Origin of the sequence: Methylobacterium sp. WCS2018Hpa-22, assembly GCF_031843785.1 — a bacterium.
Taxonomy (GTDB): Bacteria; Pseudomonadota; Alphaproteobacteria; order Rhizobiales; family Beijerinckiaceae; genus Methylobacterium.
Map to the genome: position 1 here is coordinate 41,357 of NZ_JAVTJA010000022.1, position 22,965 is coordinate 64,321.

The 22,965-nt window shown below is 68.0% G+C and carries 23 protein-coding genes; 15 read left to right on the forward strand and 8 right to left on the reverse strand.

Annotated elements, in window-relative coordinates; all coding sequences use genetic code 11:
* Nucleotides 1–176 precede the first annotated feature (176 nt).
* The 6 genes from panB to RQI43_RS22280 form a co-directional block, all read right to left on the reverse strand.
* On the reverse strand, nucleotides 177–1,001 hold the full coding sequence (gene panB / locus RQI43_RS22255) for a 3-methyl-2-oxobutanoate hydroxymethyltransferase (RefSeq protein ID WP_311276629.1): 825 nt from the start codon (nucleotides 999–1,001) through the stop codon (nucleotides 177–179).
* Nucleotides 1,002–1,343: 342 nt separating this feature from the next.
* Nucleotides 1,344–2,063 (reverse strand): cytochrome c biogenesis protein CcdA, encoded by a 720-nt coding sequence (locus tag RQI43_RS22260; protein WP_311276630.1) that lies wholly within the window; start codon nucleotides 2,061–2,063, stop codon nucleotides 1,344–1,346.
* A gap of 33 nt (nucleotides 2,064–2,096) precedes the next feature.
* Nucleotides 2,097–2,477, reverse strand: coding sequence for a thioredoxin family protein (locus tag RQI43_RS22265; protein WP_056434558.1), 381 nt, complete (start codon nucleotides 2,475–2,477; stop codon nucleotides 2,097–2,099).
* 266 nt (nucleotides 2,478–2,743) lie between these two features.
* Nucleotides 2,744–3,349 carry a rhodanese-like domain-containing protein gene (locus tag RQI43_RS22270; protein ID WP_311276631.1) on the reverse strand — a complete coding sequence of 202 codons (606 nt, stop codon included), beginning with the start codon at nucleotides 3,347–3,349 and terminating at the stop codon, nucleotides 2,744–2,746.
* 8 nt (nucleotides 3,350–3,357) lie between these two features.
* On the reverse strand, nucleotides 3,358–4,203 hold the full coding sequence (locus RQI43_RS22275) for a quinoprotein dehydrogenase-associated SoxYZ-like carrier (RefSeq protein WP_311276632.1): 846 nt from the start codon (nucleotides 4,201–4,203) through the stop codon (nucleotides 3,358–3,360).
* A 35-nt stretch (nucleotides 4,204–4,238) separates the two neighbouring features.
* On the reverse strand, nucleotides 4,239–5,186 hold the full coding sequence (locus RQI43_RS22280; RefSeq protein ID WP_311276633.1) for a quinoprotein relay system zinc metallohydrolase 2: 948 nt from the start codon (nucleotides 5,184–5,186) through the stop codon (nucleotides 4,239–4,241).
* A 189-nt stretch (nucleotides 5,187–5,375) separates the two neighbouring features.
* Between RQI43_RS22280 and RQI43_RS22285 the strand changes: the two genes are divergently transcribed.
* The 7 genes from RQI43_RS22285 (at nucleotide 5,376) to murC (ending at nucleotide 11,810) form a co-directional block, all read left to right on the forward strand.
* Nucleotides 5,376–5,951 (forward strand): TetR/AcrR family transcriptional regulator, encoded by a 576-nt coding sequence (locus tag RQI43_RS22285; protein WP_311276634.1) that lies wholly within the window; start codon nucleotides 5,376–5,378, stop codon nucleotides 5,949–5,951.
* A 90-nt stretch (nucleotides 5,952–6,041) separates the two neighbouring features.
* Nucleotides 6,042–7,028 carry a GTP-binding protein gene (locus tag RQI43_RS22290; RefSeq protein ID WP_311276635.1) on the forward strand — a complete coding sequence of 329 codons (987 nt, stop codon included), beginning with the start codon at nucleotides 6,042–6,044 and terminating at the stop codon, nucleotides 7,026–7,028.
* Nucleotides 7,029–7,102: 74 nt separating this feature from the next.
* Entirely contained in the window at nucleotides 7,103–7,339 is a 237-nt protein-coding gene (locus RQI43_RS22295) for a hypothetical protein (RefSeq protein ID WP_311276636.1), read from the forward strand.
* Between the two features lie 328 nt (nucleotides 7,340–7,667).
* The gene (locus RQI43_RS22300) at nucleotides 7,668–7,889 is read left to right on the forward strand and encodes a hypothetical protein (RefSeq protein WP_056248113.1); all 222 of its coding nucleotides are present in this window, start codon (nucleotides 7,668–7,670) and stop codon (nucleotides 7,887–7,889) included.
* Nucleotides 7,890–8,075: 186 nt separating this feature from the next.
* On the forward strand, nucleotides 8,076–9,242 hold the full coding sequence (locus RQI43_RS22305; protein ID WP_056434546.1) for an FtsW/RodA/SpoVE family cell cycle protein: 1,167 nt from the start codon (nucleotides 8,076–8,078) through the stop codon (nucleotides 9,240–9,242).
* On the forward strand, nucleotides 9,239–10,348 hold the full coding sequence (murG, locus tag RQI43_RS22310) for an undecaprenyldiphospho-muramoylpentapeptide beta-N-acetylglucosaminyltransferase (RefSeq protein ID WP_311276637.1): 1,110 nt from the start codon (nucleotides 9,239–9,241) through the stop codon (nucleotides 10,346–10,348). The genes RQI43_RS22305 and murG overlap by 4 nt, the downstream gene beginning before the upstream one ends.
* Nucleotides 10,349–10,403: 55 nt before the next feature.
* Nucleotides 10,404–11,810 (forward strand): UDP-N-acetylmuramate--L-alanine ligase, encoded by a 1,407-nt coding sequence (gene murC, locus RQI43_RS22315; RefSeq protein ID WP_056434542.1) that lies wholly within the window; start codon nucleotides 10,404–10,406, stop codon nucleotides 11,808–11,810.
* A gap of 7 nt (nucleotides 11,811–11,817) precedes the next feature.
* On the opposite strand, the gene RQI43_RS22320 is transcribed toward murC, so the two are convergent.
* Both RQI43_RS22320 and RQI43_RS22325 read right to left on the reverse strand, forming a co-directional pair.
* Nucleotides 11,818–12,207 carry a helix-turn-helix transcriptional regulator gene (locus RQI43_RS22320; RefSeq protein ID WP_311276638.1) on the reverse strand — a complete coding sequence of 130 codons (390 nt, stop codon included), beginning with the start codon at nucleotides 12,205–12,207 and terminating at the stop codon, nucleotides 11,818–11,820.
* Nucleotides 12,208–12,218: 11 nt separating this feature from the next.
* The gene (locus tag RQI43_RS22325; protein WP_082470555.1) at nucleotides 12,219–12,473 is read right to left on the reverse strand and encodes a type II toxin-antitoxin system RelE/ParE family toxin; all 255 of its coding nucleotides are present in this window, start codon (nucleotides 12,471–12,473) and stop codon (nucleotides 12,219–12,221) included.
* 62 nt (nucleotides 12,474–12,535) lie between these two features.
* On the opposite strand from RQI43_RS22325, the gene murB reads away from it, so the two are divergent.
* The 8 genes from murB to recN all read left to right on the forward strand — a co-directional run bounded on the left by murB (nucleotide 12,536) and on the right by recN (nucleotide 22,941).
* Nucleotides 12,536–13,471, forward strand: a complete 936-nt coding sequence (murB, locus tag RQI43_RS22330) for a UDP-N-acetylmuramate dehydrogenase (protein ID WP_311276639.1) — start codon at nucleotides 12,536–12,538, stop codon at nucleotides 13,469–13,471.
* 129 nt (nucleotides 13,472–13,600) lie between these two features.
* Nucleotides 13,601–14,524, forward strand: coding sequence for a D-alanine--D-alanine ligase (locus RQI43_RS22335; RefSeq protein ID WP_311276640.1), 924 nt, complete (start codon nucleotides 13,601–13,603; stop codon nucleotides 14,522–14,524).
* The gene (locus tag RQI43_RS22340; protein ID WP_311276641.1) at nucleotides 14,491–15,465 is read left to right on the forward strand and encodes a cell division protein FtsQ/DivIB; all 975 of its coding nucleotides are present in this window, start codon (nucleotides 14,491–14,493) and stop codon (nucleotides 15,463–15,465) included. Before RQI43_RS22335 ends, RQI43_RS22340 begins: the two co-directional genes overlap by 34 nt.
* Nucleotides 15,466–15,537: 72 nt before the next feature.
* On the forward strand, nucleotides 15,538–16,860 hold the full coding sequence (gene ftsA, locus RQI43_RS22345; RefSeq protein ID WP_056434532.1) for a cell division protein FtsA: 1,323 nt from the start codon (nucleotides 15,538–15,540) through the stop codon (nucleotides 16,858–16,860).
* Nucleotides 16,861–16,984: 124 nt separating this feature from the next.
* The gene (ftsZ, locus tag RQI43_RS22350; RefSeq protein WP_311276642.1) at nucleotides 16,985–18,739 is read left to right on the forward strand and encodes a cell division protein FtsZ; all 1,755 of its coding nucleotides are present in this window, start codon (nucleotides 16,985–16,987) and stop codon (nucleotides 18,737–18,739) included.
* Nucleotides 18,740–19,055: 316 nt separating this feature from the next.
* A complete protein-coding gene (lpxC, locus tag RQI43_RS22355) occupies nucleotides 19,056–20,003 on the forward strand; it encodes a UDP-3-O-acyl-N-acetylglucosamine deacetylase (protein WP_056434528.1) in 948 nt (315 codons plus the stop codon).
* A gap of 221 nt (nucleotides 20,004–20,224) precedes the next feature.
* Nucleotides 20,225–21,103 (forward strand): outer membrane protein assembly factor BamD, encoded by an 879-nt coding sequence (locus tag RQI43_RS22360; RefSeq protein ID WP_056434527.1) that lies wholly within the window; start codon nucleotides 20,225–20,227, stop codon nucleotides 21,101–21,103.
* Between the two features lie 164 nt (nucleotides 21,104–21,267).
* The gene (gene recN / locus RQI43_RS22365) at nucleotides 21,268–22,941 is read left to right on the forward strand and encodes a DNA repair protein RecN (RefSeq protein ID WP_311276643.1); all 1,674 of its coding nucleotides are present in this window, start codon (nucleotides 21,268–21,270) and stop codon (nucleotides 22,939–22,941) included.
* Nucleotides 22,942–22,965 lie beyond the last annotated feature (24 nt).

Here is a 22,965-nt window from a genome sequence, read left to right on the forward strand (position 1 = left end):
CCTTTCGAGCATGCGACAGCGGGGATCGAAGAGGACCGTCACGATACCGATCGAGGACCTGAACGACGCCTTTCGGGCGCTGCTCAAGCCGCGGTGGTCGACGGGTTCGGCGCGACATCGGCCCCGCTCGCGGGCGCTCGGCAACGGGCGAGCCCCAGGCGGCGCACCGGTCTCGCTCAGATGGGCTGGTAGGTATGCTCGTCCGCCGGGAAACGGCCGGCGCGGACCTCTTCCGCATAGGCTTCCACCGCGCCCTCGATCTGCCCGCGCAAGGAGCCGAAGCGCTTCACGAATTTCGGCACCCGGTCACTCAAGCCGAGCATGTCTTCGAGGACGAGGATCTGGCCGTCGCAGGCGGTGGAGGCGCCGATGCCGATGGTCACCGTGGTGATGGAGGGGTTCGTGGCGATGGCGCGGGCCACCGGCTCGACGATGCCTTCGAGCACGATGGCGAAGGCTCCCGCATCGCTGATCGCCTGGGCGTCCTGCATCAGCTTGCGCTCGCCCTCCTTGCCGCGTCCCTGCACGCGGAACCCGCCCATCGTGTTCACGGATTGGGGGGTGAGGCCGATATGGCCCATCACCGGAATGCCCCGCTCCACGAGAAAAGCGACGGTCTCGGCGAAACGCGCGCCGCCTTCCATCTTGATCGCGCCGGCGCCGGTCTCCTTCAGCACGCGAGCGGCGCTCATGAAGGCCTGCTGCGGGCTCGCCTCGTAGGAGCCGAACGGCATGTCCACGACGATGAGGGCCCTGGAGGTGCCGCGGATCACGGCCTGCGCCTGGACGATCATCATCTCCAGGGTCACCGGCAGGGTCGTCTCCATCCCGTGCATGACCATGCCGAGGGAATCGCCCACCAGGATGAAGTCGCAATGAGGATCGAGGATGCTGGCGGTATGGGCGTGGTAGGCCGTCAGCGCGATGATCTTGGCGCCTTCGGCCTTGCGCTTGGCGAGGTCCACGGCACGGATGCGGCGTGACTGAACGACTTGCGACATCGATCTCAACCCCGTTTCGCCGGCGGCGCGAAGGCCGGAGGCATGTCGGGGATGTCTATACGCTCGGAATGCTGAAATCACCCGTCGTGATGACGGTCTTCGACGCTTGTAGGGTAAAGAACTGGAGCGGCTGACCGATATCCTGCTGACGATCTGGCGATGGCGTCGCCTGTCGTCGCAACCCTTGCCGGGCGTTTCCTCCCTAGACGTCGGGCCGTCTCCGGTGCCTTTATTCTGCCACAACCGGAGCCTTGTCAACGGGCTACTTCGCTTCATAAGCCCCTGACGTTGCTGATTTCGTCGGCTTTCTTCGCCGCTCAGCCCAATGTCGCTTGGTATACCTTAAAAACGGGTGGTCAGAGCTGTCAGCCAGTCCGGTGAGGCCGAGACGAGAGCCGTCTCGAGACGCTTGTCGAGCCCCGTCAGAATCGCCGATCCGGTGAGGACGAGAACGATTCCGAGCACCGCTTTGAGGCCCGCGCCGGCCCGCATCATCCGCGACCGCCACGCCATCAGCACCCGGCGCGACAGCAGGCCGAGGCCGAGCAGGGGCAGGGCCGCGCCGAGGCCGAAGACCAGCATGGTGAGGGCGACCTGCGCCAGTTCCTTCCCCTGCGCTGCGAGGAGGGACGCGGCGCCCAGGGTCGGCCCCACGCAGGGGCTCCACACCGCGCCGAGCAGAAGACCGACGGTGAACTGGCCCGCGAGGCCGGTGGTCGCGATGCCCCCGAAGCGTCGCTCCAGCCGGTCGCTCAGGGGCCCGCCCGCGGCGGCGAGACGGACCTGCAAGGCGGGCACGATGAGGACGATTCCGACGAGAACGAGCAGGAGCGCCGCCACCGGGCGGAGGACGTCGCCGTCGATACCGAGGCTGAACCCAACGGTCGCCACGAACAGGCCTAGCGCCACGAAGGACAGAGCGAGCCCGGCCGCCAGGGCCGCCGGCCCCAAACGATGCTCGGAGGCCGCAGCCCCCAAAACGATGGGAAGCAGCGGCAGCACGCAGGGAGAGAGAATCGTGAGCAGGCCGGCGAGGAAGGCGAGGCCCAGCGATGTGTTCATGACAGGGATGCCCGCTGGATTTCCGACGCCGTTCTACAGCGCCTTCTCCACCAGGGATTCGATCCATTCGCCCTGCGTCTCGCCCACGGAACGCCCAATCTCCTGGCCTCCCTTGAAGACGATGAGGGTGCTCTGCATGCGCGCATCGAACCGGCGCATCAGCGCCTTCTGCGTGTCGAAGTCGATCTCGTAGACCGCCAGATCCTTGAAACGCGGCTGTTCGGAGAGAGCCTTCAGGAGGGGCCGCTGCGCCTTGCAGATCGGGCACCAGGGGGCCGTCACCTCCACGACGATCGGCCGGCCGGCTGCTTGGGCAGCGGCGAAGGCCGCCTCGTCGAACGGTTCGGCGGCGAGGGCCTCGCCGGCGATGGCGAGAAGGGCCGTCGTGAGGAGGAGGGCGCGACGGCTGATCATCGGGAATGTCTCAACAGTGAGGTGTAGGCGGCTTGAAGCCGGCCGCGTCACCGAGGCTGGTTACGTCGGTAACTGCTGCTCTATCGCTGGGCCGAGACCCGAATTGGGGCTCATGTCACCTGACCCATGGAAACGTACAAACTGGCTTTGATACCCAAGTCGTCATTCCGGGCTCGCCTTCGGCGCCCCGGAATGACGGTGTGCCCTGTCCATCGTCATGCCGAACCCCTTGACCCGAGTTCGGGCGCTGCCTCGCCGGCGGGCGACTATCTCTGTGCCTCGCCAGCGGGCTTGGCGGCCCAGGCGGCATCGACCTTCAGGATCGTGGTGTCGTGCCTGTCCTGCCAGCCCTCGACCCCGTCGGCGAACCAGTAGACGCGGGTATAGCCGTTCTGGAGCAGGCGCTTGCCGGCATTCCAGCTGCCCCAGCATTCGGGATGGCAGAAGGTGACCACCGGTTTCGTCTTGTCGCCGCCGGTGAGGTCGGCGACGCGGGCGAGGAACTGCGCCTCCCGCGCCGGGGCCATCGGCGCCGCTCCCGCGCCCGGCATCCAGACGCTGCCGGGAATCGAGCGGTGGGCGGGCAGCCAGGGCCGGTCGGTGGGAAAGCCCACCGGCTTCTGGTCGGCCATGGCCACGTCGATCATCACCGGTTTCTCGGCGGCGACCAGCTTGTCGAGGGCGTCGATATCGACCACCGTCGCCCCCGTCAGGGTCTTGGGGGTGTAGGCCTTCGGCGGCCCGGTCCAGAACCCTTCGGGCTCGGGCACGTTCACGGGTGAATCGGCGGGGCTCGCCGCCCAGGCCGGGGCGCCCGACAGGACGGCGAGGGCGATGGCTGCGACTCCGATCGATCGAATCATGCGCGGCATCCTCATCGTCAGTTGCTCGGGGTCGGCGTGTTGAAGCTGTGTTCCCAGCGGCTCTGCTGGTTGTCCGTGGCCACCACCTTGATCGGGCCCTTGGCGTCGGGCGCGAGGGCGAAATTGATCACCGGGTTCGACGCGATGGAGATGTCGCCGTTCATGGAGAAGACGAGCTTGCCGTTCGATGAGACGTCGAGCTTGTTGATGTAGCGCGCCGGCGTGTAATCGCGGGTGATCTGGTTCATCTGCATCCCGCTGAAATTCGGGTGACGGACCATCAGCGTCGCCTCCGTGGGCTTGCCCTGGCCGCCCTCGGCGAACTTCATCTTCATGTCGCCGGCCCCCTTCAGGGCCTCCTCGTCGCTCATCCCCATGGGGGCGGAACAGCCGCCCGAGGCTTTGACGAACTTCACGGCCTCGTAGAGCTTGCCGTCCTTGGTTTCGGCCACGGCATGGACGTTGGTGTAGTTGTTGATCCGCACCCGGAGCTTCACCTCGCTCGGGTCGGCGGCGGGGCCGAAGGTGATGTGGGCGGCATAGGGCGAGGGATTGTCGTCGATGATGAGATGAACGGCGGCGATCCTGTCCTTCTCCGGCATCATCAGGGTGATCGGCACCAGGGAGGCGTCGAGGGCGCGCGGCGGGGCATCGACCTTGATGAGCGCATCGGTCGGCTCGATCGTGCGGTCGCCGAAGATGGATTTGGCAATGTCCCGCCAGCGCTCCAGCCGCTCCGCATCGGTGTCGCTGGAGCCGGCGGCGAGGGCGGAGCCGCCCATCAGCATGGCGGCGGACAGGCACAGGGCGGCGGTGAAGGACCGTTTGGTCGCGGAGATCGGTGTCGGCGCGTAGGTGATCATGGCGTCTCTCCTCGTCGTGATGATGTGGCGCTGGCTCATTCCCACTCAAGCTCCTTGTAGGCCTGAGTGACGTTGCGGCCGTTATAGGTGTCGAACAGGACCCATTTCTCGCGCTCAGACTGGCCGATACTGTCGATCGCCTTGTCGATGGGTTGATCGGCGGCGATGGCCTTGCGGGTCTCGTCGCGGAGCGCCGTGAGGTAGCGCGTCAGGTCGGCGAAGGCGGGCGCGGCATCGACCAGGGTCGGGCCATGGCCGGGCACGGCCTTCGTCGCACCCAGTCCGGTCAGTTTTTCGACCTCCTTCAGCCAGCCGAGCAGGCTGCCGTCGAGGGACGGGACCCTTGTGACGAACAGGAGATCGGCCGGGAACAGGATGCCCGTCCGAGTATCGACCATGGAGAGGTCGCAATTGGTATGGGCGGTGCCGTGGGCGGTGAAGCGCAAGCTCCGTCCGCCGAGGTCGATCTCGGCCGTGTCGGCCACCTCCATCGTCGGGTACACCACCGATCCGGCCTTGTCGGCCCCGAGGATTTCCACGAGGCGCGTCCTGTAGAAGTCGCCCCGCGAATCGAGGGCGGACCGCAGGGCGTGGTGGCCGATGAAGACCGGCTTGTCCTGCGCGAAGGCCTGCGCGCCGAAGCAATGGTCGGGGTGGACATGGGTCAGCACCACGTGGCTGACTGGCTTCGACGTGCGTTTCCCGATCTCGGCGCGCAGCCATTCCCCATCGGCGAGGCTGCCGCCCGACTCCGTCACGAGCACGGATTTTTCGCCTACGATGAAGCCGATATTGGCGATGGCGTCGCCGTTCTCCGGTGTCGCCTCGGCATCGAGGCCGCGCCGCATGAAGATGCCCGGCCCGACTTCGTCCATCGTGAAGGATTCCGCCGCCCGGCCGAGGCTCGGCAGGCAGCACAGGCACAGCCCGCCGAACAGAGCGGCGCGGCGCGTGGCCAAGCTCCGCAGAGGCTGCGGAATCATGGCATATCCTGCGAGGATCGCCCGGCGAAGCGACCTTTCATGAATTATCCTCCCGTTTTTATGGCTACCATCTAGTAGGTAGATTTTTGCTGCCGTCAACGGCATAAGTGCTGACGCGCGGAGTTGCCCATCACGCCTTCGTGCCTCCCTCCCCGGTTTCGCGAAGCCCCCGACCATGATCGACCGACCATGAGAGACACCAGAGCGGAGCTGCTGGCCCAGGCCGAGATCCTGGTACGGGGCCGGGGCTATTCCGGTTTCAGCTACGGCGACCTCGCCGAGGCGGTGAGCATCCGCAAGGCGAGCATCCATCACCATTTCCGCACGAAGACCGACCTCGCCCTTGCTCTGGTGGAGGCCTACGACGCCCGCTACGACGCGGCGCTCGCCGCCATCGTCGCGGCCCAGCCGGACGCGATCGCGCGGATCGAGGCCTATGGCCGGCACTATCTCACCGGGGTCGAGGATGGGCTCGGCTGTCTCTGCGCCGTGCTCGCCATTGAGAGGGACACGCTGCCGGACGCGTTGCGCGCCGAACTCGCCCGGTTCTTCGACAAGCACATCGCCTGGCTGGAGCGGGTTCTGGCCGAGGGGTGTGCCGACGGGAGCCTGCGCCCCGGTCTCGATCCGGCCGCCACGGCCCGGATGGTGGTGGCGACCCTGGAGGGCGCGCTCATGCTGGAGCGGCTGCTCGCCGGATCGGCCGGCTTCCGCCTCACCCTGGCGGCGTTGTGCGAGAGTCTCAGGCCAGCTCGGACGGGGTGAGGAAACGCCCTTTCATCGCAGGGCGATGATACAATATAACAGGCGCCACGCAGCCGACGCGGCCGATTACGCGAACCTGAAGAGCCTTGCATGTCCGACAGCCCGACACCCGCCTCCTCGAAGATCCCCGTGACCGTGCTCACCGGCTATCTCGGAGCCGGCAAGACGACGCTCCTCAACCGCATCCTCACCGAGAATCACGGCAAGCGCTACGCCGTCATCGTCAACGAATTCGGCGAAATCGGCATCGACAACGACCTCGTCATCGGCGCCGACGAGGAAGTGTTCGAGATGAACAACGGCTGCGTCTGCTGCACCGTGCGCGGCGACCTCATCCGCATCATGGACGGGCTGGTGAAGCGGCGCGGCAAGTTCGACGCGATCATCGTGGAGACCACCGGCCTCGCCGACCCGGCACCCGTGGCCCAGACCTTCTTCATCGACGAGGATGTCGGCGCCGCCGCCCGCCTCGACGCGGTGGTGACGGTGGCCGACGCCAAGTGGCTGGCCGACCGCCTCAAGGACGCGCCCGAGGCCAAGAATCAGATCGCCTTCGCGGACGTGATCCTGCTCAACAAGGCGGACCTCGTGGAGCCCGCCGATCTCGACCGTGTCGAGGGCCTGATCCGCTCCATCAACCCCTATGCCAAGGTCCACCGCACCAGCCGCTGCGACGTCGCGCTCGATCAGGTGCTCGACCGCAACGCCTTCGACCTCTCGCGCATCCTCGATATCGAGCCCGACTTCCTCGAAGAGGGCCACCACCATCACCATGACGACGAGATGCAGTCGGTCTCGGCCAGGATCGACGGCCCGGTGGACCCCGAGAAGTTCATGCCCTGGATCTCGACCCTGACCCAGGTCCAGGGGCCGGACATCCTGCGCTGCAAGGGTATCGTGGCCTTCCCGAACGAGCCCCAGCGCTTCGTCTTCCAGGGCGTCCACCAGATCCTCGACGGCGACCTCCAGGGGCCGTGGAAGGACGGCGAGGCCCGCGTCTCCCGCGTCGTCTTCATCGGCCGCAAGCTCGATCCGCAGGCGATCCGCGAAGGATTCTACGACTGCAAGGCGGCCTGACGGGCTTTGTCCGGAATCGAACCGATCGGGGGCGGGCGCATTGTCCGCCCGTCTCCCTCCGTCTGGATGTCCCGATGACCTTGCGGCTCGCCTTCGCGTCCCTCCTCGTGCTGACGGTGGCGGCGCCCCTGGGCAGTGTCGCGTTCTCCACGTCGGCGCAAGCGAAGTACACGATGGATCGCGAGAAGCGCTTCGGCGGCCTCTGCAAGCCGCCGCTGAAATTCGCGGCCGGGGCCTGCGTCAAGCGGTGCCCCGCCGGATATCGCGATACCGGCCGGGGCTATTGCCGCTTCAAGAACATGAACCGCTGAGATCCCACTTTGATGGGATGTCTCCCTGGACGATCCCTCAAAGCCAATCATCCCATCAGACCACCTCATCCTGAGGTGCCCGCGTTAGCGGGCCTCGAAGGAGCCCTCCAGATGGCGCGCGATCCCTGGAAGCCTCCTTCGAGGCCGCTACGCGGCACCTCAGGATGAGGGACAGCCTGGGACAATCACTTTAAACACGGTCTTTTCGATCGCCAGGACGAGGGCGTTTCTCCGTGCCGGGTCATTCCCAGCCATCTCATCCGGATCGCCTTGACCGAATCGCCGAGGTATCGGCGAGTAGCCGCACCCATCTCGATCGGAAACAGCGATGATCCTGCGCCTCGCCTGCTCCACCGCTCTCCTGTTCGCGGTGTTCCTGCCCCATGCCGCGACCGCCGGCCCGGCGCAGGATTACGAGTTCCGGCCGCGGAGCGTCCGCAATGCCTGCCGCCCGCCGCTTAAATTCGCGGCCGGCGCCTGCGTCCGCCGCTGCCCCGCCGGCTACCGCGACAACGGCCCCACCTGCGGGTTCAAGTCGATGAGGCGGTAAGCGCGGCGCACCCCCGCGTCCCGCCACGACCCACGTTCGGCGACGCATGGCTGTCGTTCAGTCGAGCGTCGTGAAAGACTTGGTTTACCATTCCGGCACAGGATCGAATCCGAGCCGGCTTGATGCTGCCGGCGGCTGTCGGCTGCTCTTTCCGGGCGCCGTAAGGCTCACGGAGAGCGACGCCCCATGATGTCCCGCGCGGAACGCACGCCCCTGACCGACTGGTGGTGGACCGTCGATCGCGGCCTGCTTGCCGGCCTCACCGCCCTGATGGTGGCCGGCCTCGTCTTCCTCATGGGCGGCGGACCGCCGGTGGCCGAGAAGATCGGCCTGCCGACCTTCCACTTCCTCAACCGCCAGGCGATGTACCTCGCCCCGACGATCCTCATCATCGTCGCGGTGTCGTTCCTGTCCCTGCGCCATATCCGCCGCGTGGCCCTGGCCACTTGGATCGTCGGCGTCACCCTCTGCATCCTCGCCGGCAAGTTCGGACCGGAGATCAAGGGCGCGCATCGCTGGATCCAGTTCGGCCCGTTCGGCCTGCAGCCTTCTGAATTCGTGAAGCCGGCCTTCGTGGTCGTCGCCGCCTGGGCGTTCTCCGAAGGCGCGCAGCGCCGTGACATGCCCGGCGGCCTGCTGGCGATCCTGCTCCTGCCCGTGACCATCGTGCCGCTGATCCTGCAGCCGGATTTCGGCCAGACCATGCTGATCACCATCGTTTGGTGCTCGCTGTTCTTCGTAGCCGGCCTGCACTGGTTCTGGGTCGCGGGCCTCGGTGTCGCCGGCCTCGTCGGCGTCGGCTTCGCCTACCAGTTCCTGCATCACGTGCGCGAGCGCATCACCCGCTTCCTCGACAAGGATTCCGGCGACAGCTTCCAGGAATACTGGGCGCGCGAATCCTTCAATTCCGGCGGCTGGTTCGGCACCGGCCCGGGGGAGGGCGTGGCCAAGCGCCACCTGCCCGACGCCCATACCGACTTCATCTTCTCCGTCACCGGCGAGGAGTTCGGCGTCATCGTCTGCCTCGGCCTCGTCTGCCTCTTCGCCTATATCGTCATGCGGGGGCTGAAGCTGGCGCGACGCACCGACGACACCTTCTCGCGCCTGGCCATCACCGGTCTCACCACCCTGTTCGGCCTGCAGGCCTGCATCAACATGGCGGTGAACGTGCGGCTGATGCCGGCCAAGGGCATGACCCTGCCCTTCGTCTCCTATGGCGGGTCGTCGCTGATCTCGCTGGCATTGGGCATGGGCTTCCTCGTGGCGCTCACCCGCAAGCGGCCGCGCATGTCGACCCTAAGCCAGAAGCCCCCGGGCACTGCGCCCGCCACCGTCGCCGGAGTGATGCGGTGACCGTGATGACGCCGACGATCCTGCTCTGTGCCGGCGGCACGGGCGGCCATCTCTTCCCGGCCGAAAGCCTCGCCCATGCCCTGCGGGCGCGGGGCGTCCGCGTGGTGTTGGCGACAGACGCCCGCGTCGATTCCATCGCGGGCGAGTTTCCCGCCTCGGAGATCGTCACCATCGCCTCGGCGACGCCGTCCGGCCGCTCCATCGTGAAGCGGGCGGGGGCGCTCCTCACCCTCGGGCGCGGCTTCGGCGTGGCCGCGCGCGAGATCCGTCGGATCAACCCGGCCGCCATCGTGGGCTTTGGCGGCTATCCCACCGTGCCGCCGGTTCTCGCCGGGCAGATCCTGCGTGTTCCGACCATCCTGCACGAGCAGAACGCGGTGATGGGGCGCGCCAACGCCTTCCTCGCGCGGGGCGCGCGCGCCATCGCCACCGGCTTCGCGGAGGTTCGTGGCATCCCCCTGAAGGCCACCGCCCCACACACCCATACCGGCAACCCGCTCCGTCCCGCCGTGCTCGCCGCCGCGCGGACGCCCTACCCGCCCGTGGGCGAGGCGGATGAGCGCCATCTCCTCGTCTTCGGCGGCAGCCAGGGCGCGGCGGTGATGGGGCAGGTGGTGCCGAAAGCCATCGCCCAGCTGCCCGCCGACCTTCGCGCGCGGCTGATGCTGGTGCAGCAGGTGCGGGCCGAAGACCTCACCGAGGTCCAGAACCTCTACCTCTCCCTCGGCCTCGCCGGTCTCGAGACGGCGCCGTTCTTCAAGGACCTGCCGGCCCGCATGGCCCGCAGCCATCTGGTCGTCGGACGCTCCGGCGCGTCCACCGTGTCGGAACTCGCCGCGATGGGGCGGCCGTCGATCCTGGTGCCGTTGCCCGGCGCCCTCGACCAGGACCAGGCCGCCAATGCCGCGACGCTCAGCCGGATCGGCGCGGCGCTCGCCATCCAGCAGAGCGCCTTCACGCCGGATCGCCTCACGGCCGAGCTCCTCGACCTGTTCACCGATCCGGCAAAATTGACCGCGGCGGCCGCAGCCGCCAAAAGCGCGGGCATCCACGACGCCGCCGAGCGGCTGGCCGATGTCGTCCTCGAGACGGCGGCCCGCACCTGATTCCGAGCCGGGGCGCCCTCACGCGCTCCGCGACACGACGAGACTGAGTCACACCATGAAGCTGCCCGACAAGCTCGGCCCCATCCATTTCATCGGCATCGGCGGCATCGGCATGTCCGGCATCGCCGAGGTCATGTCGAATCTCGGCTACACGGTGCAGGGGTCGGACGCCAACGACAACGCCAATGTGCGACGGCTGGCCGAGAAGGGCATGAAGACCTTCATCGGCCATGCCGCGCAGAACGTGGAGGAGGCCGCCCTCGTGGTGGTCTCCACGGCGATCCGGCGCGACAATCCCGAGCTCATCGCCGCCCGCGAGCGCCGCCTGCCGGTGGTGCGCCGCGCCGAGATGCTGGCGGAGCTGATGCGCTTCAAATCCTGCGTCGCCATCGCGGGCACGCATGGCAAGACCACCACGACCTCCCTTGTCGCCACCCTGCTCGATGCCGGCAACCTCGACCCCACCGTCATCAATGGCGGCATCATCAACGCCTACGGCACCAATGCCCGCATGGGCGAGGGCGAGTGGATGGTGGTGGAGGCCGACGAATCCGACGGCACCTTCCTGAAGCTTCCCGCCGACGTCGCCATCGTCACCAATATCGACCCCGAGCATCTCGACCATTTCGGATCGTTCGAGGCGGTCAAGGACGCGTTCCGGCGCTTCATCGACAACATCCCGTTCTACGGCTTCGCCGTCATGTGCATCGACCATCCGGTGGTGCAGGATCTCGTCGGGCATATCGAGGATCGCCGCATCATCACCTACGGCGAGAACCCCCAGGCCGATGTCCGCCTCATCGACGTGGACCTGCGCGGCGGCCAGAGCCGCTTCCGCGTCATGATCCGCGACCGGCGCCCCGGTTTCCGCATGGAGATGGAGGATCTGGTCCTCCCCATGCCGGGCAAGCACAACGCGCTGAACGCCACCGCGGCCCTCGCCGTCGCGCACGAGCTCGGCGTCGAGCCGGAGGCGATCCGCAAGGCGCTGGCCGGGTTCGGCGGCGTCAAGCGCCGCTTCACCAAGACCGGCGAGTGGAACGGCGCGCTGATCTTCGACGATTACGGACACCATCCGGTGGAGATCAAGGCGGTGCTGAAGGCCGCCCGTGCCTCCACCGAGGGCAACGTCGTCGCCATCGTCCAGCCGCACCGCTACACCCGGCTCGCCTCGCTGTTCGACGATTTCTGCACCTGCTTCAACGATGCCGACACGGTCATCGTCGCCCCCGTCTACGCGGCCGGCGAAGCCCCGATCGAGGGCATGGACCGCGACGGCCTCGTCTCGGGCCTGAAGTCGCGCGGCCACCGCGATGCCCTCGCCTTGGAGCGCACCGAAGACCTCGCCGGCCTCGTGGCCACCCGCGCCAAGCCCGGCGATTACGTCGTGTGCCTCGGCGCCGGCAACATCACGCAATGGGCCTACGCCCTGCCGGGCGAATTGGCGGCGTTGCAGGGGTGAGCCCCGCTCAGATCACCGGTGCGGCCGGGACGAGGTCTTCCACCTCGACGCCGAGCGCGTCGGCCAGCGCCCGAAGGACGACGATGTCGCTCGTCCCGGTGCCGTCCTCGGTGGCCGTCAGAGCCGCATGGGAAATGCCGCTGCGCGCCGCGAGTTCGGTCGTCGACAGGCCACGTCGTGCGCGCCAGAAGGCGAGCGGAGATGGTGCCTGCCGCATGGCATCGAGATCGGCCTCACTCAGCATCTCGTCCTCGCCGGAAGCGAGCCGGGTCTGCGACGTGGCCAATGTCTGCAGGTCCGACGCATCCTCGGCCAAAGCGGCCAGCCGCTCGAACTCGGCTTCGGGCATGATGACGATGGATTCGCCGGACGGCGTCTGCGTGCGCACGATGGTCATGATGCTGGATCCTACCCGTAGATCGAGCCGCGGGGACCGACGGCATGCACAATGACCCGATCCGGCTCGATCGTGAAGATCACGCGCCAATCGCCGATCCGCAGGCGAAAACCCTCGGCCCCTTTCAGAGCCTTGATGTTATTGGACAGAGCCGTGGGATCGTCGGCAAGCGTTCGCAGTTTCTCGCGGATCTGCGCTTCGGTATTGGCCGGCATACGGACGAGCGCCCGAGCCGCGGGACGGGTGTAGACGATCGTACGGCCCATGCCACCACCTGTTGCAGACGCCGACAACTTTCCGTTGAATGCGCCGGAAGGCAAGAGATTCGATGACCGCCTTTCCTGACATCACCCCCGCCATCCGCGCCGCAGCGCCCGCCCTGCGTGGTCGGCTCTTGGCGAATCCGTCGCTCGCCGACCTCACCTGGTTCCGCGTCGGCGGGCCGGCGCAGGTGCTGTTCACGCCGGCCGATGAGGAGGACCTCGCGCACCTCCTGGGCGCCCTCGACCCGGAAACTCCGGTCACCGTGATCGGCCTCGGCTCGAACCTGATCGTCCGCGATGGCGGCATTCCCGGCGTCACGATCCGGCTCGGCGGCAAGGCCTTCGGTTCCGTCGAGATCGACGGCGAGACCCTGCGGGCCGGGACCGCGGTGCCGGACATGCGCCTCGCCAAGGCCGCGGCCGAGGCGTCCCTCGACGGGTTGGCCTTCTTCCGGGGCATTCCCGGCTCCATCGGCGGCGCGCTGCGCATGAATGCCGGTGCCCATGGCGGGGAGACGACCGACGTGCTGGTGGAGGCGCGCGGCATCGACCGCACGGGCAAGCTGCGGTGCTTCACCCATGCGGAAATGGGCTTCACCTACCGTCACAGCGCCTCGCCCGAGGACGTGATCTTCACGAGCGCGCTGTTCCGGGGCCGTCCCGGCGACCGCCACGCCATCGAGGCCGAGATGGACCGCGTCACCGCCGCGCGCGAGGCGGCCCAGCCGATCCGCGAGCGCACCGGCGGCTCGACCTTCAAGAACCCGCCGGGCGGCAAGGCGTGGCAGCTCGTCGATGCGGCCGGCTGCCGGGGGCTCACCATGGGCGGCGCCAAGGTCTCGGAGATGCACTGCAACTTCCTGATCAACCGCGACGGCGCCACCGCCGCCGATATCGAGGGGCTCGGCGAGGAGGTCCGCCGCCGGGTGCGCGAGACGTCCGGCGTCGAGCTGCATTGGGAGATCAAGCGAATCGGTGTCCCGGCCTCGACACCCGGCTAGAGGCGGCCCGAATCGCACGACGATTCTCGGCACAACGATTCTCGGAACCACGAGGCCGTCTGCCGAGCAGAACCAAGGTCGAGCGCGTCACGGCCATGGCCAAAGGCGCGGCATCGGAAGGAATTGGAAATGTCCAAGCACGTCGCCGTCCTGATGGGCGGATGGTCCTCCGAGCGTCAGGTTTCCCTGAACTCGGGCAGCGCCTGCGCGGAAGCCCTCGAAGGGGAGGGGTTCCGCGTCACGCAGGTGGATGTCGGAACGGATATCGCGACGGTGCTCACCGACCTGCGCCCGGACGTCGCCCTCAATGCCCTGCACGGCCCGGCCGGCGAGGACGGCACGATCCAGGGGCTGCTGGAGATCCTGCGCATCCCCTACACCCATTCGGGCGTCCTGGCCTCGGCCCTGGCGATGCATAAGGAACGTGCCAAAACGATCATGAAGGCGGCCGGGGTGAGCGTACCGGAGGGGCTGATCGTTAACCGTCATGATGCCGCGAAGGCACACCCGTTAACTCCTCCCTACGTGATCAAACCCATCGCCGAGGGCTCCTCCATGGGCGTCATCATCGTCCGGGACGGTCGCTCCCATCCGCCCCAGATTCTCGCCTCGGACGAGTGGGTCTATGGGGAGCAAGTCCTTGCAGAGACTTACATTGCTGGCCGCGAGCTCACCTGCGCGGTGATGGGGGACAAGGCCCTCGGTGTCATCGAGATCAAGCCCGCCTCGGGGGAGTGGTACGACTTCGATGCGAAGTACGCCGAGGGGGGGTCGATCCACGTTCTCCCGGCAGAAATTAAACCAAAAATTTACCAGCGTGTCCAAGAGTTGTCGTTAACGGCGCATCAAGCACTTGGATGCCGGGGCATCAGCCGTGCGGACCTTCGATACGACGACACACCGGGTGGAACCGGTGCCCTCGTCGTCCTGGAGGTCAACACGCAGCCCGGGATGACCAAGACGAGCCTTGTGCCGGAGATCGCAGCCTACGCTGGCTTGAGTTTCGGTGAGCTCGTCCGATGGATGGTGGAGGACGCTACTCTGGGTCGTTGAACGCAGCCGGTCAGGCTGGCGTCGACGGAACCCCCGCGCCCGGTCCGGGCTCGCTCGTCGCCGGTCTGGCGGCGCGCTTGCCCCGGCTGGTACGCCCCTTCATGCGGTCGCGCCGTGCGCGGCTCGCCCAGCCGATCGAGCGGCGCATCCCGCGTCATGCGGGCACGCTGACCGTCACGGTGGCCTTCGCCGCCCTGTCGATCACCGGTTTCGTCGCCAGCGGCCGCTACGACCGCTTCGTGCTCGAGAACGGCCGTCCCTCCGACGTCCTCGCCCGCCTCGCCGGTTTCGGCGTCGAGCGCGTTACCATTTCGGGCATCTCCCGGCTCTATGAGCGGGAAGTGCTGCAGGCCGCCGGCATCGACGGTCATTCTTCCGTGGTCTTCCTCGACGTCGCCGAAGCGCGCCAGCGCCTCCTCGACGTGCCGCTGATCGCCAGCGTCTCGGTGCGCAAGGTCTATCCGAACGAGATCGTCATCAACCAGGTCGAGCGTGAGCCCGCCGCCCTGTGGCAGCGCAACGGCGAGATCTCGGTCATCGCCGCCGACGGCACCGTCATCGACGAGATGCGCGACGACCGTTACGCCGCGCTCCCCCTCGTGGTGGGTGAAGAAGCCAACGAGCGCCTCAAGGATTACCTCGCCCTCATCGAGGCGGCGGGTGATCTCGGCGAGCGGGTCAAGGCCGGCACCTACGTCTCCGGCCGGCGCTGGACCCTGAAGCTCGACGGCGTCGACATCCGCCTGCCCGAGACCGGGGCCGCCGAGGCCCTGGCCCGCCTCGCCAAGCTCGAGCGCGACAGCCGCATCCTCGAGAAGGACATCATCGCCGTGGACCTGCGACTGCCCGACCGGGTGGTGGTGCGGCTCACGGAGGAGGCGGCCGCCACCCGCGCCGAATCCCAGAAGAAGAAGCCGAAGGGCAAGGGGACAGAGACATGAGCCGTACGATTCGTCCGGCGCTTCTCGCGTCCCGCCAGCCCGCCCTTCCCGCCTCCTTCGCCCGGTAATCCGATGCACGCGCAACACGGCCTGACGCCGCGTATGAAACCGCTCTCCGCGCGCCGGAGCACCATCCTCTCGGTGCTCGACATCGGCACGAGCAAGGTCGTCTGCCTCATCGCCGAGCTCCAGCCGGCCGAGGCTCTCACCACCCTGCGCGGACGGACCCATTTCGCCCGCATCATCGGCATCGGACATCAGCGCTCGCACGGCCTCAAGGGCGGTGCCATCGTCGATCTCGAAGCCGCCGAAGGGGCGATCCGCCAGGCGGTCCATGCCGCCGAGCGGATGGCGAAGGTCGAGGTCCAGTCGGTCATCGTCAACATGTCCGGCGGCCGCCTCGGCTCGCAGCATTTCGAGGCGCATGTCGGTGTCCGCACCGGCACCGTCATGAGCTCGGATGTCGAGCGCGCCCTGGAGACGGCGAGCGCCCATGGCGTCAGCCACGGCCGGACCGTGCTCCATGCCCTTCCCACCGGCTACGCCATCGACGGCCAGGGCGCGGTCATCGACCCCACCGGGATGATCGGCGAGTCGCTCGGCGTCGACCTCCACGTCGTCACGGCCGAGGCGGCCGCCGCCCGCAACCTGATGCTCGCGGTGGAGCATTGCCATCTCGGCGTCGAGGCGGTGATCGCCACCCCCTACGCCGCCGGCCTCTCCGCCCTCGTCGACGACGAGGCCGAGATGGGCGTCTGCGTCGTCGACATGGGCGGCGGCACCACCAGCTTCGGCGTGTTCGAGGGCGGGCACCTCGTCCATGTGGACGCTTTGGCGGTGGGCGGCCACCACGTCACCATGGACATCGCCCGCGGCCTCTCCACCCGCGTGGTGGCGGCCGAGCGTCTCAAGACCCTCTACGGTTCGGCGATCTCCACCGCCTCCGACGAGCGCGACATGATCGCGGTCCACGGCGTCGGCGAGGACGAGGGCGACGCACCGACCCACGTGCCGCGCTCGCACCTCGTGCGGATCATCAAGCCCCGGGTGGAGGAGATCGTCGAACTCGTTCGCGATCGTCTCCGCAATGCCGGCTTCGCCGCCCAGGCCGGCCGCCGGGTGGTGCTGACGGGGGGCGCGAGCCAGCTCGTCGGACTGCCTGAGGTCGCCCGCCGGGTGATGCAGGGTCAGGTCCGGATCGGCCGGCCGCTCGGCATCCGCGGCCTTCCCGAGGCCGCCAAGGGCCCCGCCTTCTCCGCCGCGGTCGGCCTGCTGGTCTACCCGCAGGTGGCGCATGCGGAACATTTCGAGCCGCGCGGGCACAGCGCCTTCGCGGGCACCGGAACCGACGGCTACATCCCCCGCGTGTACCGCTGGTTGCGCGAGAGTTTCTAGGAACGCCGGGACCGGTTGCCCGACGCCCCAGAAGGGGATCGGCGCCGGACCCGACACAAGCACATCGGCGGTCTCACCGAGAGGCCGTCAAATGAAACGTGAAAGGCACGAGAGGCTCGACACCATGGCCATCAGTCTGCAAGCGCCGGATATCCGCGAACTCAAGCCCCGCATCACCGTCTTCGGTGTCGGCGGAGCCGGCGGCAACGCCGTCAACAACATGATCGAATCGGGCCTCCTCGGCTGCGAGTTCGTCGTCGCCAACACCGACGCCCAGGCGCTCACCTCCTCCAAGGCCGAGCGCGTGATCCAGATGGGTCTCGGCGTGACGCAGGGCCTCGGCGCCGGCTCGCATCCCGAAGTCGGCTCGGCCGCCGCCGACGAGGTCATCGACGAGATCCGTGACCAGCTCTCCGGCGCCCACATGTGCTTCATCACCGCCGGCATGGGCGGCGGCACCGGCACCGGTGCGGCTCCGGTCATCGCCCGCGCCGCCCGCGACATGGGCATCCTCACCGTCGGCGTCGTCACGAAGCCGTTCCAGTTCGAGGGCGTGCGCCGCATGCGCACCGCCGAAGCCGGCATCCAGGAGCTCCAGGCCGCCGTCGACACCCTCATCGTGATCCCGAACCAGAACCTGTTCCGGGTCGCCAACGAGAAGACCACCTTCGCCGACGCCTTCGCCATGGCCGACCAGGTGCTCTATTCGGGCGTCGCCTGCATCACCGACCTGATGGTCAAGGAAGGCCTCATCAACCTCGACTTCGCCGACGTCCGCGCGATCATGCGCGGCATGGGCAAGGCCATGATGGGCACCGGCGAGGCCTCCGGCGAGAAGCGCGCCAACCGCGCCGCCGAAGCCGCCATCGCCAACCCGCTCCTCGACGACGTATCGATGAAGGGCGCGCGCGGCCTGCTGATCTCGATCACGGGCGGCAACGACCTCACCCTCTACGAGCTCGACGAAGCCGCGACGCGGATTCGCGAAGAGGTGGATTCGGACGCCAACATCATCCTCGGCGCCACGTTCGACGAGAGCCTCGACGGCATCATCCGCGTCTCCGTGGTCGCCACCGGCATCGAGCCGGCGCTGATCACCGCGCATTCGCAGAACAACCCCGAGATCGTCCAGACCGAGCAGCGGATCGCTGAAGTGGCCGAGCGCCTGCGTGCGGAAGCGAGGGCCAGGGCGGCACAGCCCGCCCCCACCTTTCGTGCCCCCGGACAAGAGCAGCCGCTGACCGGCAACGCCCCCGCGCCCCAGGCGCCGGTCCAGCCGCAGGCCCCGCGCCCGGTGGCGTCCGAGCCGGCGGCCATGGCCCCCGAATCCGTGCGCATGGAAGCTCCCGCCGCCCCGATCGTTCACGACGAGGTCGTCCTGACCCAGATGCCGTCGCGGACGGCCGTGGCCTACGAGCCGGCTCCGGCTCCGGTCCAGGCTCCGGCCCCGGTGCAGCAGGCCGCCGGCCCGTTCGTGCCGCCGCGTCCGGCGGTGGCGGTGGCCCGCGCCCCGCGCATGCCGCAGATCCAGGATCTGCCGATGCCCGGCCAGGCTCAGCTTCGCGCCAGGAACGCCGTGGAGCCGGCCGAGCCGGCAGGGGATTCAAAGCGGATGACGCTGCTGCGCCGCCTTGCCACCGTCGGCTTCGGCGGACGCCGCGAGGAGGCCGAGACCGCTCCGCTGCCGCAGATGCGCGCGCCTGCCCCGCAGCCGGCGCCCCAGCCGGAATACGCCAAGCGGGCACCCGTTGCGGCTCCTCCGGCCTACCGTCCGGCTCAGGGCAACCTCGATCCACAGGGACGTGTGGCTCCCCAGCCCCGTCTGATGGATGACGACCAGCTCGAAATCCCGGCCTTCCTCCGTCGTCAGGCGAACTGAAACGCCACGCTAAGCGTCCGTAGCGGTGTTTATGCAACAAGCCCGGGGTCTCAGGACCCCGGGCTTAACCTCGTTTTAAGTCCTTGACCGAAAACGGTTATCCAGAACGTCTCCGGAAAGCGTGTCTGTAACAGAGCGTAAGAAAGCGTGATTTGGCTAACGCTTCGGGCCCCGCGTATACGATTTTTGGAACGAAAAAGGCGCGGCGGTTTCGCCGTCAGCGCTCGCAGGGGCTTCAAGCAGCGGACGGATCGCAGAGGCGGCGCAATCCCGTAATCCAGGGAGAGCGAGCCTGATCACGGCCGAGGGCTAGGGAATGCGGACGAACCAACAAACAACTCTCAAGGGCCCGGCCACGCTTCGTGGCATCGGCGTCCATTCCGGCAAGCCGGTGGAGATCACTCTCCATCCCGCTGCGGCCAATCACGGAATCTGCTTCCTCCGTACCGGAATGCCCACCGGTCACGACCGGCTCATCAAGGCCCACCACGCCTGCGTCTCCGCCACCGAGTTGTGCACCGTCATCGGTGACGTGGAGAGCGGCGCGGTCGCCACCATCGAGCATCTGATGTCCGCCCTCTACGGGCTCGGCATCGACAACGTCCTCGTCGAGATCGACGGGCCGGAAATGCCGATCCTGGACGGCAGCGCCCGCCTCTACGTCGAAGCCATCGACGCCATCGGCATCACCACCTGCGGGGCGCCCCGCCGCTGGATCAAGGTGCTCCGCACCGTCCGCATCGAGGTAGGCCGCGCCTTCGCCGAACTCCGCCCCATCGACCGCGGCTTCCGCCTCGACGTGGAGATCGACTTCGAGAACCCGGTAATCGGCCGCAGCCGCAAGGCGATGGACCTGAACCCCGCCTCCTACCGCCGCGAAATCGCCAATGCCCGCACCTTCGGCATGATGAAGGACGTGGAGCGCTACTGGAAAGCCGGCTTCGCTCTCGGCGCCTCCCTCGAGAACACCGTGGCGGTCGGTGACAACGCCGTCGTCAACCCCGAGGGCCTGCGCTACGCCGACGAGTTCGTGCGGCACAAGTATCTCGATGCCGTCGGTGACCTGGCCCTCGCCGGACTGCCGATCCAGGGCGCCTACCGCTCCTATTGCGGCGGCCACCGGATGAATGTCGGCGTCCTCGACGCGCTCTTCGCCGACCGCGCCAACTACACGATCCTCGAAGCAGCCGGCGCCCGCCGCGAGACCTCCCGCCCGGAATTCGGCGTCGGTCTCGGCCTCGCCGCCTTCGCCAGCGACCTGTAACCTCTCAGCAACACCCTCGCTTCGATTGCGTCAGCCTCTCGGCCGCCGCTTTCACGCCCAAATCGGACGCCACTGGTAAAGCGTCCGTGACAAGAGGCGAGGTCGCGTGTGCCCCATAGAGGCACATGGGCCGTGGCACCGTGCCGTCAGCCGCTCGACCGACATTTGTATGGCTTGACGATGCGGCCCCCTTGCCGGGCGCATCTGTTGGGGGAACCGGAATGCGTCTCAACGATCGTAACCGCGGGGCGACGGCTTTCGTGCTCCTGGCGCTCTGCGGCCTCGGCCTCGGCGGCTGCGACACCCTCGACTCGATCAATCCCTTCGCCGAGAAGTACAAGCCCGAGGTCATTCCCGACGTCCCGGCCGACAAGCTCTACAGCGAGGGCTTGGCCAAGATGGAAGACAAGGATTTCGAGGGCGCGTCGAAGAAGTTCGGCGAACTCGACAAGGCCTATGCGTATTCGGACTGGTCGCGCAAAGCGCTGCTGATGACGGCCTACTCGAATTACGAGGGCCAGAAATACGACGACGCGATCAACGCCTCGAAGCGCTACCTGCAGCGCCATCCGGCGAGCAAGGATGCGGCATACGCCCAGTACCTGATGGCGATGTCGCATTATAAGCAGATCCCCGACGTGACCCGCGACCAGGACCGCTCCGAGAAGGCGCTGGCCGGTCTGCAGGAACTCGTCCAGAAATACCCGACCTCGGAATACGCGGCCGATGCCAAGGCCAAGATCCAGATCACCCGCGACCAGCTCGCCGGCAAGGAGATGGAAGTCGGCCGGTTCTACCTGGAGCGCCGCAACTTCCCCGCCGCGATCAACCGGTTCCGCGACGTGGTGAGCAAGTACCAGACGACCCGCCACGCCGAGGAAGCGCTGGAGCGTCTGGTGGAGGCCTACATGGCGCTCGGCATCACCGCCGAGGCACAGACCGCCGCCGCCGTGCTCGGCCACAACTTCCCCGACAGCCCCTGGTACAAGGATGCGTTCGCGCTCCTCCAGAACGGTGGCCTGGAGCCGCGCGAGGAGAAGTCCTCCTGGCTCAGCAAGGTCTATCGCGGCGTCATCGGCCGCACCGCCGACGCGCGCTGAGCGCTCTACGCCGAAGCGGATACCGGTTCGGCGACAAACGAGCCCTAGCCGCTCGATCCGGCCCGCGACGACACGCTTTCGTTCGTGGGCCATTTTTCGAGTGAAGCCGCCGCCGCTTCGCCGTAAGACGTGGCCACCGTATCCAACGAGGCCAAACCCGCGGCATGCTGAGTCAGCTCGCGATCCGCGACATCGTTCTCATCGATAAGCTCGCCCTGAATTTCCGCGAAGGCCTCAGCGTCCTGACCGGGGAGACCGGCGCGGGCAAGTCGATCCTGCTCGACGCCTTCGCGCTGGCCCTGGGCGGGCGCGGCGACGGCGGCCTGGTGCGCCATGGTGAAGGACAGGGCGGCGTCACCGCCGTGTTCGATGTGCCCCTCGACCATCCCGCCCGCCGCCTCGCGGCCGAGGCCGATATCGACACCGAGGGCGACCTGATCCTGCGCCGCGTGCAGATGGCGGACGGCCGTACCCGCGCCTTCGTCAACGATCAGGCCGTCGGCGTGCAGGTGCTGCGGGCGATCGGCGCCACCCTCGTGGAGATCCACGGCCAGCACGACGATCGCGCCTTGGCGGATCCCGGCACCCACCGCGCCATCCTCGACGCGTTCGGCGGCCTGCACGCGCCCCTGGCGGCGGTGGGGGAGGCGGCCAAGCGCGTGCGCACCGCCCGCTCCGCCCTGGCCGAGCATCGCGCCAGGGTCGAGGCCGCCCGCAAGGAGGTCGATTTCCTGCGCCATGCGGCGGCGGAGCTCGAAACGCTCGATCCCCAGGCCGGGGAGGAAACCACCCTCGCCGAGCGCCGCATGGTCATGCAGCAGAGCGAGAAGGTGGCCCGCGAGCTGACCGAGGCGATCGAGGCGGCGGGCGGCCCGAATTCGGCCGTGTCCCACCTCTCCTCGGCGATGCGCAAGCTGGAGCGGCGGGCGAGCCAGATCCCGGCCCTGGTCGAGCCCTGCATCGCCGCCCTGGATGCCGCGCTCGCCGCCCTCGACGAGGCCCATTCCGTCCTCGACACGGCGTTGCGCGAATCGGAATTCGATCCGCGCGAGTTGGAGCAGGTCGAGGAGCGGCTGTTCGCCCTCCGTGCGGCCTCCCGCAAATATCAGGTGCCGGTGGACGACCTCGCCGCCCTGCGCCAGCGCTACGAGGCGGATGTGGCCGCCATCGATGCCGGCGAGGAGGCTCTCACTGGCCTGGAGGCGACCCTCGCCCAGGCCGAGGCCGCCTATGCCAAGGCCGCGACCAAGCTCAGCGAGGGGCGTCGCAAGGCCGCCAAGGCCCTCGACCTCGCGGTGAAGGCCGAATTGCCGCCCCTGAAGCTGGAGCGCGCCCGCTTCATCACCGAGATCGTCACCGATCCCGAATCGCGGGACCCGGCGGGCTACGAGCGCGTGGAGTTCTGGGCCCAGACCAATCCCGGAACGCGGCCCGGCCCGATGATGAAGGTTGCGTCCGGCGGCGAGCTTTCGCGCTTCATGCTGGCCCTCAAGGTGGTGCTGGCCGACAAGGGCTCGGCTCCGACCCTGATCTTCGACGAGATCGATACCGGCGTCGGCGGCGCCGTGGCCGATGCCATCGGCGCCCGCCTCGCCCGTCTCGCCGCCGGGGTGCAGGTCGTGGCCGTGACCCATGCCCCTCAGGTCGCCGCGCGGGCCGAGACGCATTTCCTCATCGCCAAGGACCCGGTGAAGGGCCGCGACCGGGTCGCCACCCGCGTCTCGCCCCTCGAAGCCCCGGCGCGGCGCGAGGAGATCGCCCGGATGCTGGCCGGCGCCACGGTGACCGACGAGGCCCGCGCGGCGGCGGCGCGACTTCTTCAATCCACGGATGCGTGAGGCGCAATCTTAACCTTTGGTTAA

Excerpts from the sequence above, each read along its gene's own strand:
- panB (WP_311276629.1), bottom strand. The coding sequence starts at position 1,001 with ATGTCGCAAGTCGTTCAGTCACGCCGCATCCGTGCCGTGGACCTCGCC.
- RQI43_RS22260 (WP_311276630.1), bottom strand. The coding sequence starts at position 2,063 with ATGAACACATCGCTGGGCCTCGCCTTCCTCGCCGGCCTGCTCACGATT.
- RQI43_RS22265 (WP_056434558.1), bottom strand. The coding sequence starts at position 2,477 with ATGATCAGCCGTCGCGCCCTCCTCCTCACGACGGCCCTTCTCGCCATC.
- RQI43_RS22270 (WP_311276631.1), bottom strand. The coding sequence starts at position 3,349 with ATGCCGCGCATGATTCGATCGATCGGAGTCGCAGCCATCGCCCTCGCC.
- RQI43_RS22275 (WP_311276632.1), bottom strand. The coding sequence starts at position 4,203 with ATGATCACCTACGCGCCGACACCGATCTCCGCGACCAAACGGTCCTTC.
- RQI43_RS22280 (WP_311276633.1), bottom strand. The coding sequence starts at position 5,186 with ATGATTCCGCAGCCTCTGCGGAGCTTGGCCACGCGCCGCGCCGCTCTG.
- RQI43_RS22285 (WP_311276634.1), top strand. The coding sequence starts at position 5,376 with ATGAGAGACACCAGAGCGGAGCTGCTGGCCCAGGCCGAGATCCTGGTA.
- RQI43_RS22290 (WP_311276635.1), top strand. The coding sequence starts at position 6,042 with ATGTCCGACAGCCCGACACCCGCCTCCTCGAAGATCCCCGTGACCGTG.
- RQI43_RS22295 (WP_311276636.1), top strand. The coding sequence starts at position 7,103 with ATGACCTTGCGGCTCGCCTTCGCGTCCCTCCTCGTGCTGACGGTGGCG.
- RQI43_RS22300 (WP_056248113.1), top strand. The coding sequence starts at position 7,668 with ATGATCCTGCGCCTCGCCTGCTCCACCGCTCTCCTGTTCGCGGTGTTC.
- RQI43_RS22305 (WP_056434546.1), top strand. The coding sequence starts at position 8,076 with ATGATGTCCCGCGCGGAACGCACGCCCCTGACCGACTGGTGGTGGACC.
- murC (WP_056434542.1), top strand. The coding sequence starts at position 10,404 with ATGAAGCTGCCCGACAAGCTCGGCCCCATCCATTTCATCGGCATCGGC.
- RQI43_RS22320 (WP_311276638.1), bottom strand. The coding sequence starts at position 12,207 with ATGACCATCGTGCGCACGCAGACGCCGTCCGGCGAATCCATCGTCATC.
- RQI43_RS22325 (WP_082470555.1), bottom strand. The coding sequence starts at position 12,473 with ATGGGCCGTACGATCGTCTACACCCGTCCCGCGGCTCGGGCGCTCGTC.
- murB (WP_311276639.1), top strand. The coding sequence starts at position 12,536 with ATGACCGCCTTTCCTGACATCACCCCCGCCATCCGCGCCGCAGCGCCC.
- RQI43_RS22335 (WP_311276640.1), top strand. The coding sequence starts at position 13,601 with ATGTCCAAGCACGTCGCCGTCCTGATGGGCGGATGGTCCTCCGAGCGT.
- RQI43_RS22340 (WP_311276641.1), top strand. The coding sequence starts at position 14,491 with ATGGATGGTGGAGGACGCTACTCTGGGTCGTTGAACGCAGCCGGTCAG.
- ftsA (WP_056434532.1), top strand. The coding sequence starts at position 15,538 with ATGCACGCGCAACACGGCCTGACGCCGCGTATGAAACCGCTCTCCGCG.
- ftsZ (WP_311276642.1), top strand. The coding sequence starts at position 16,985 with ATGGCCATCAGTCTGCAAGCGCCGGATATCCGCGAACTCAAGCCCCGC.
- lpxC (WP_056434528.1), top strand. The coding sequence starts at position 19,056 with ATGCGGACGAACCAACAAACAACTCTCAAGGGCCCGGCCACGCTTCGT.
- RQI43_RS22360 (WP_056434527.1), top strand. The coding sequence starts at position 20,225 with ATGCGTCTCAACGATCGTAACCGCGGGGCGACGGCTTTCGTGCTCCTG.
- recN (WP_311276643.1), top strand. The coding sequence starts at position 21,268 with ATGCTGAGTCAGCTCGCGATCCGCGACATCGTTCTCATCGATAAGCTC.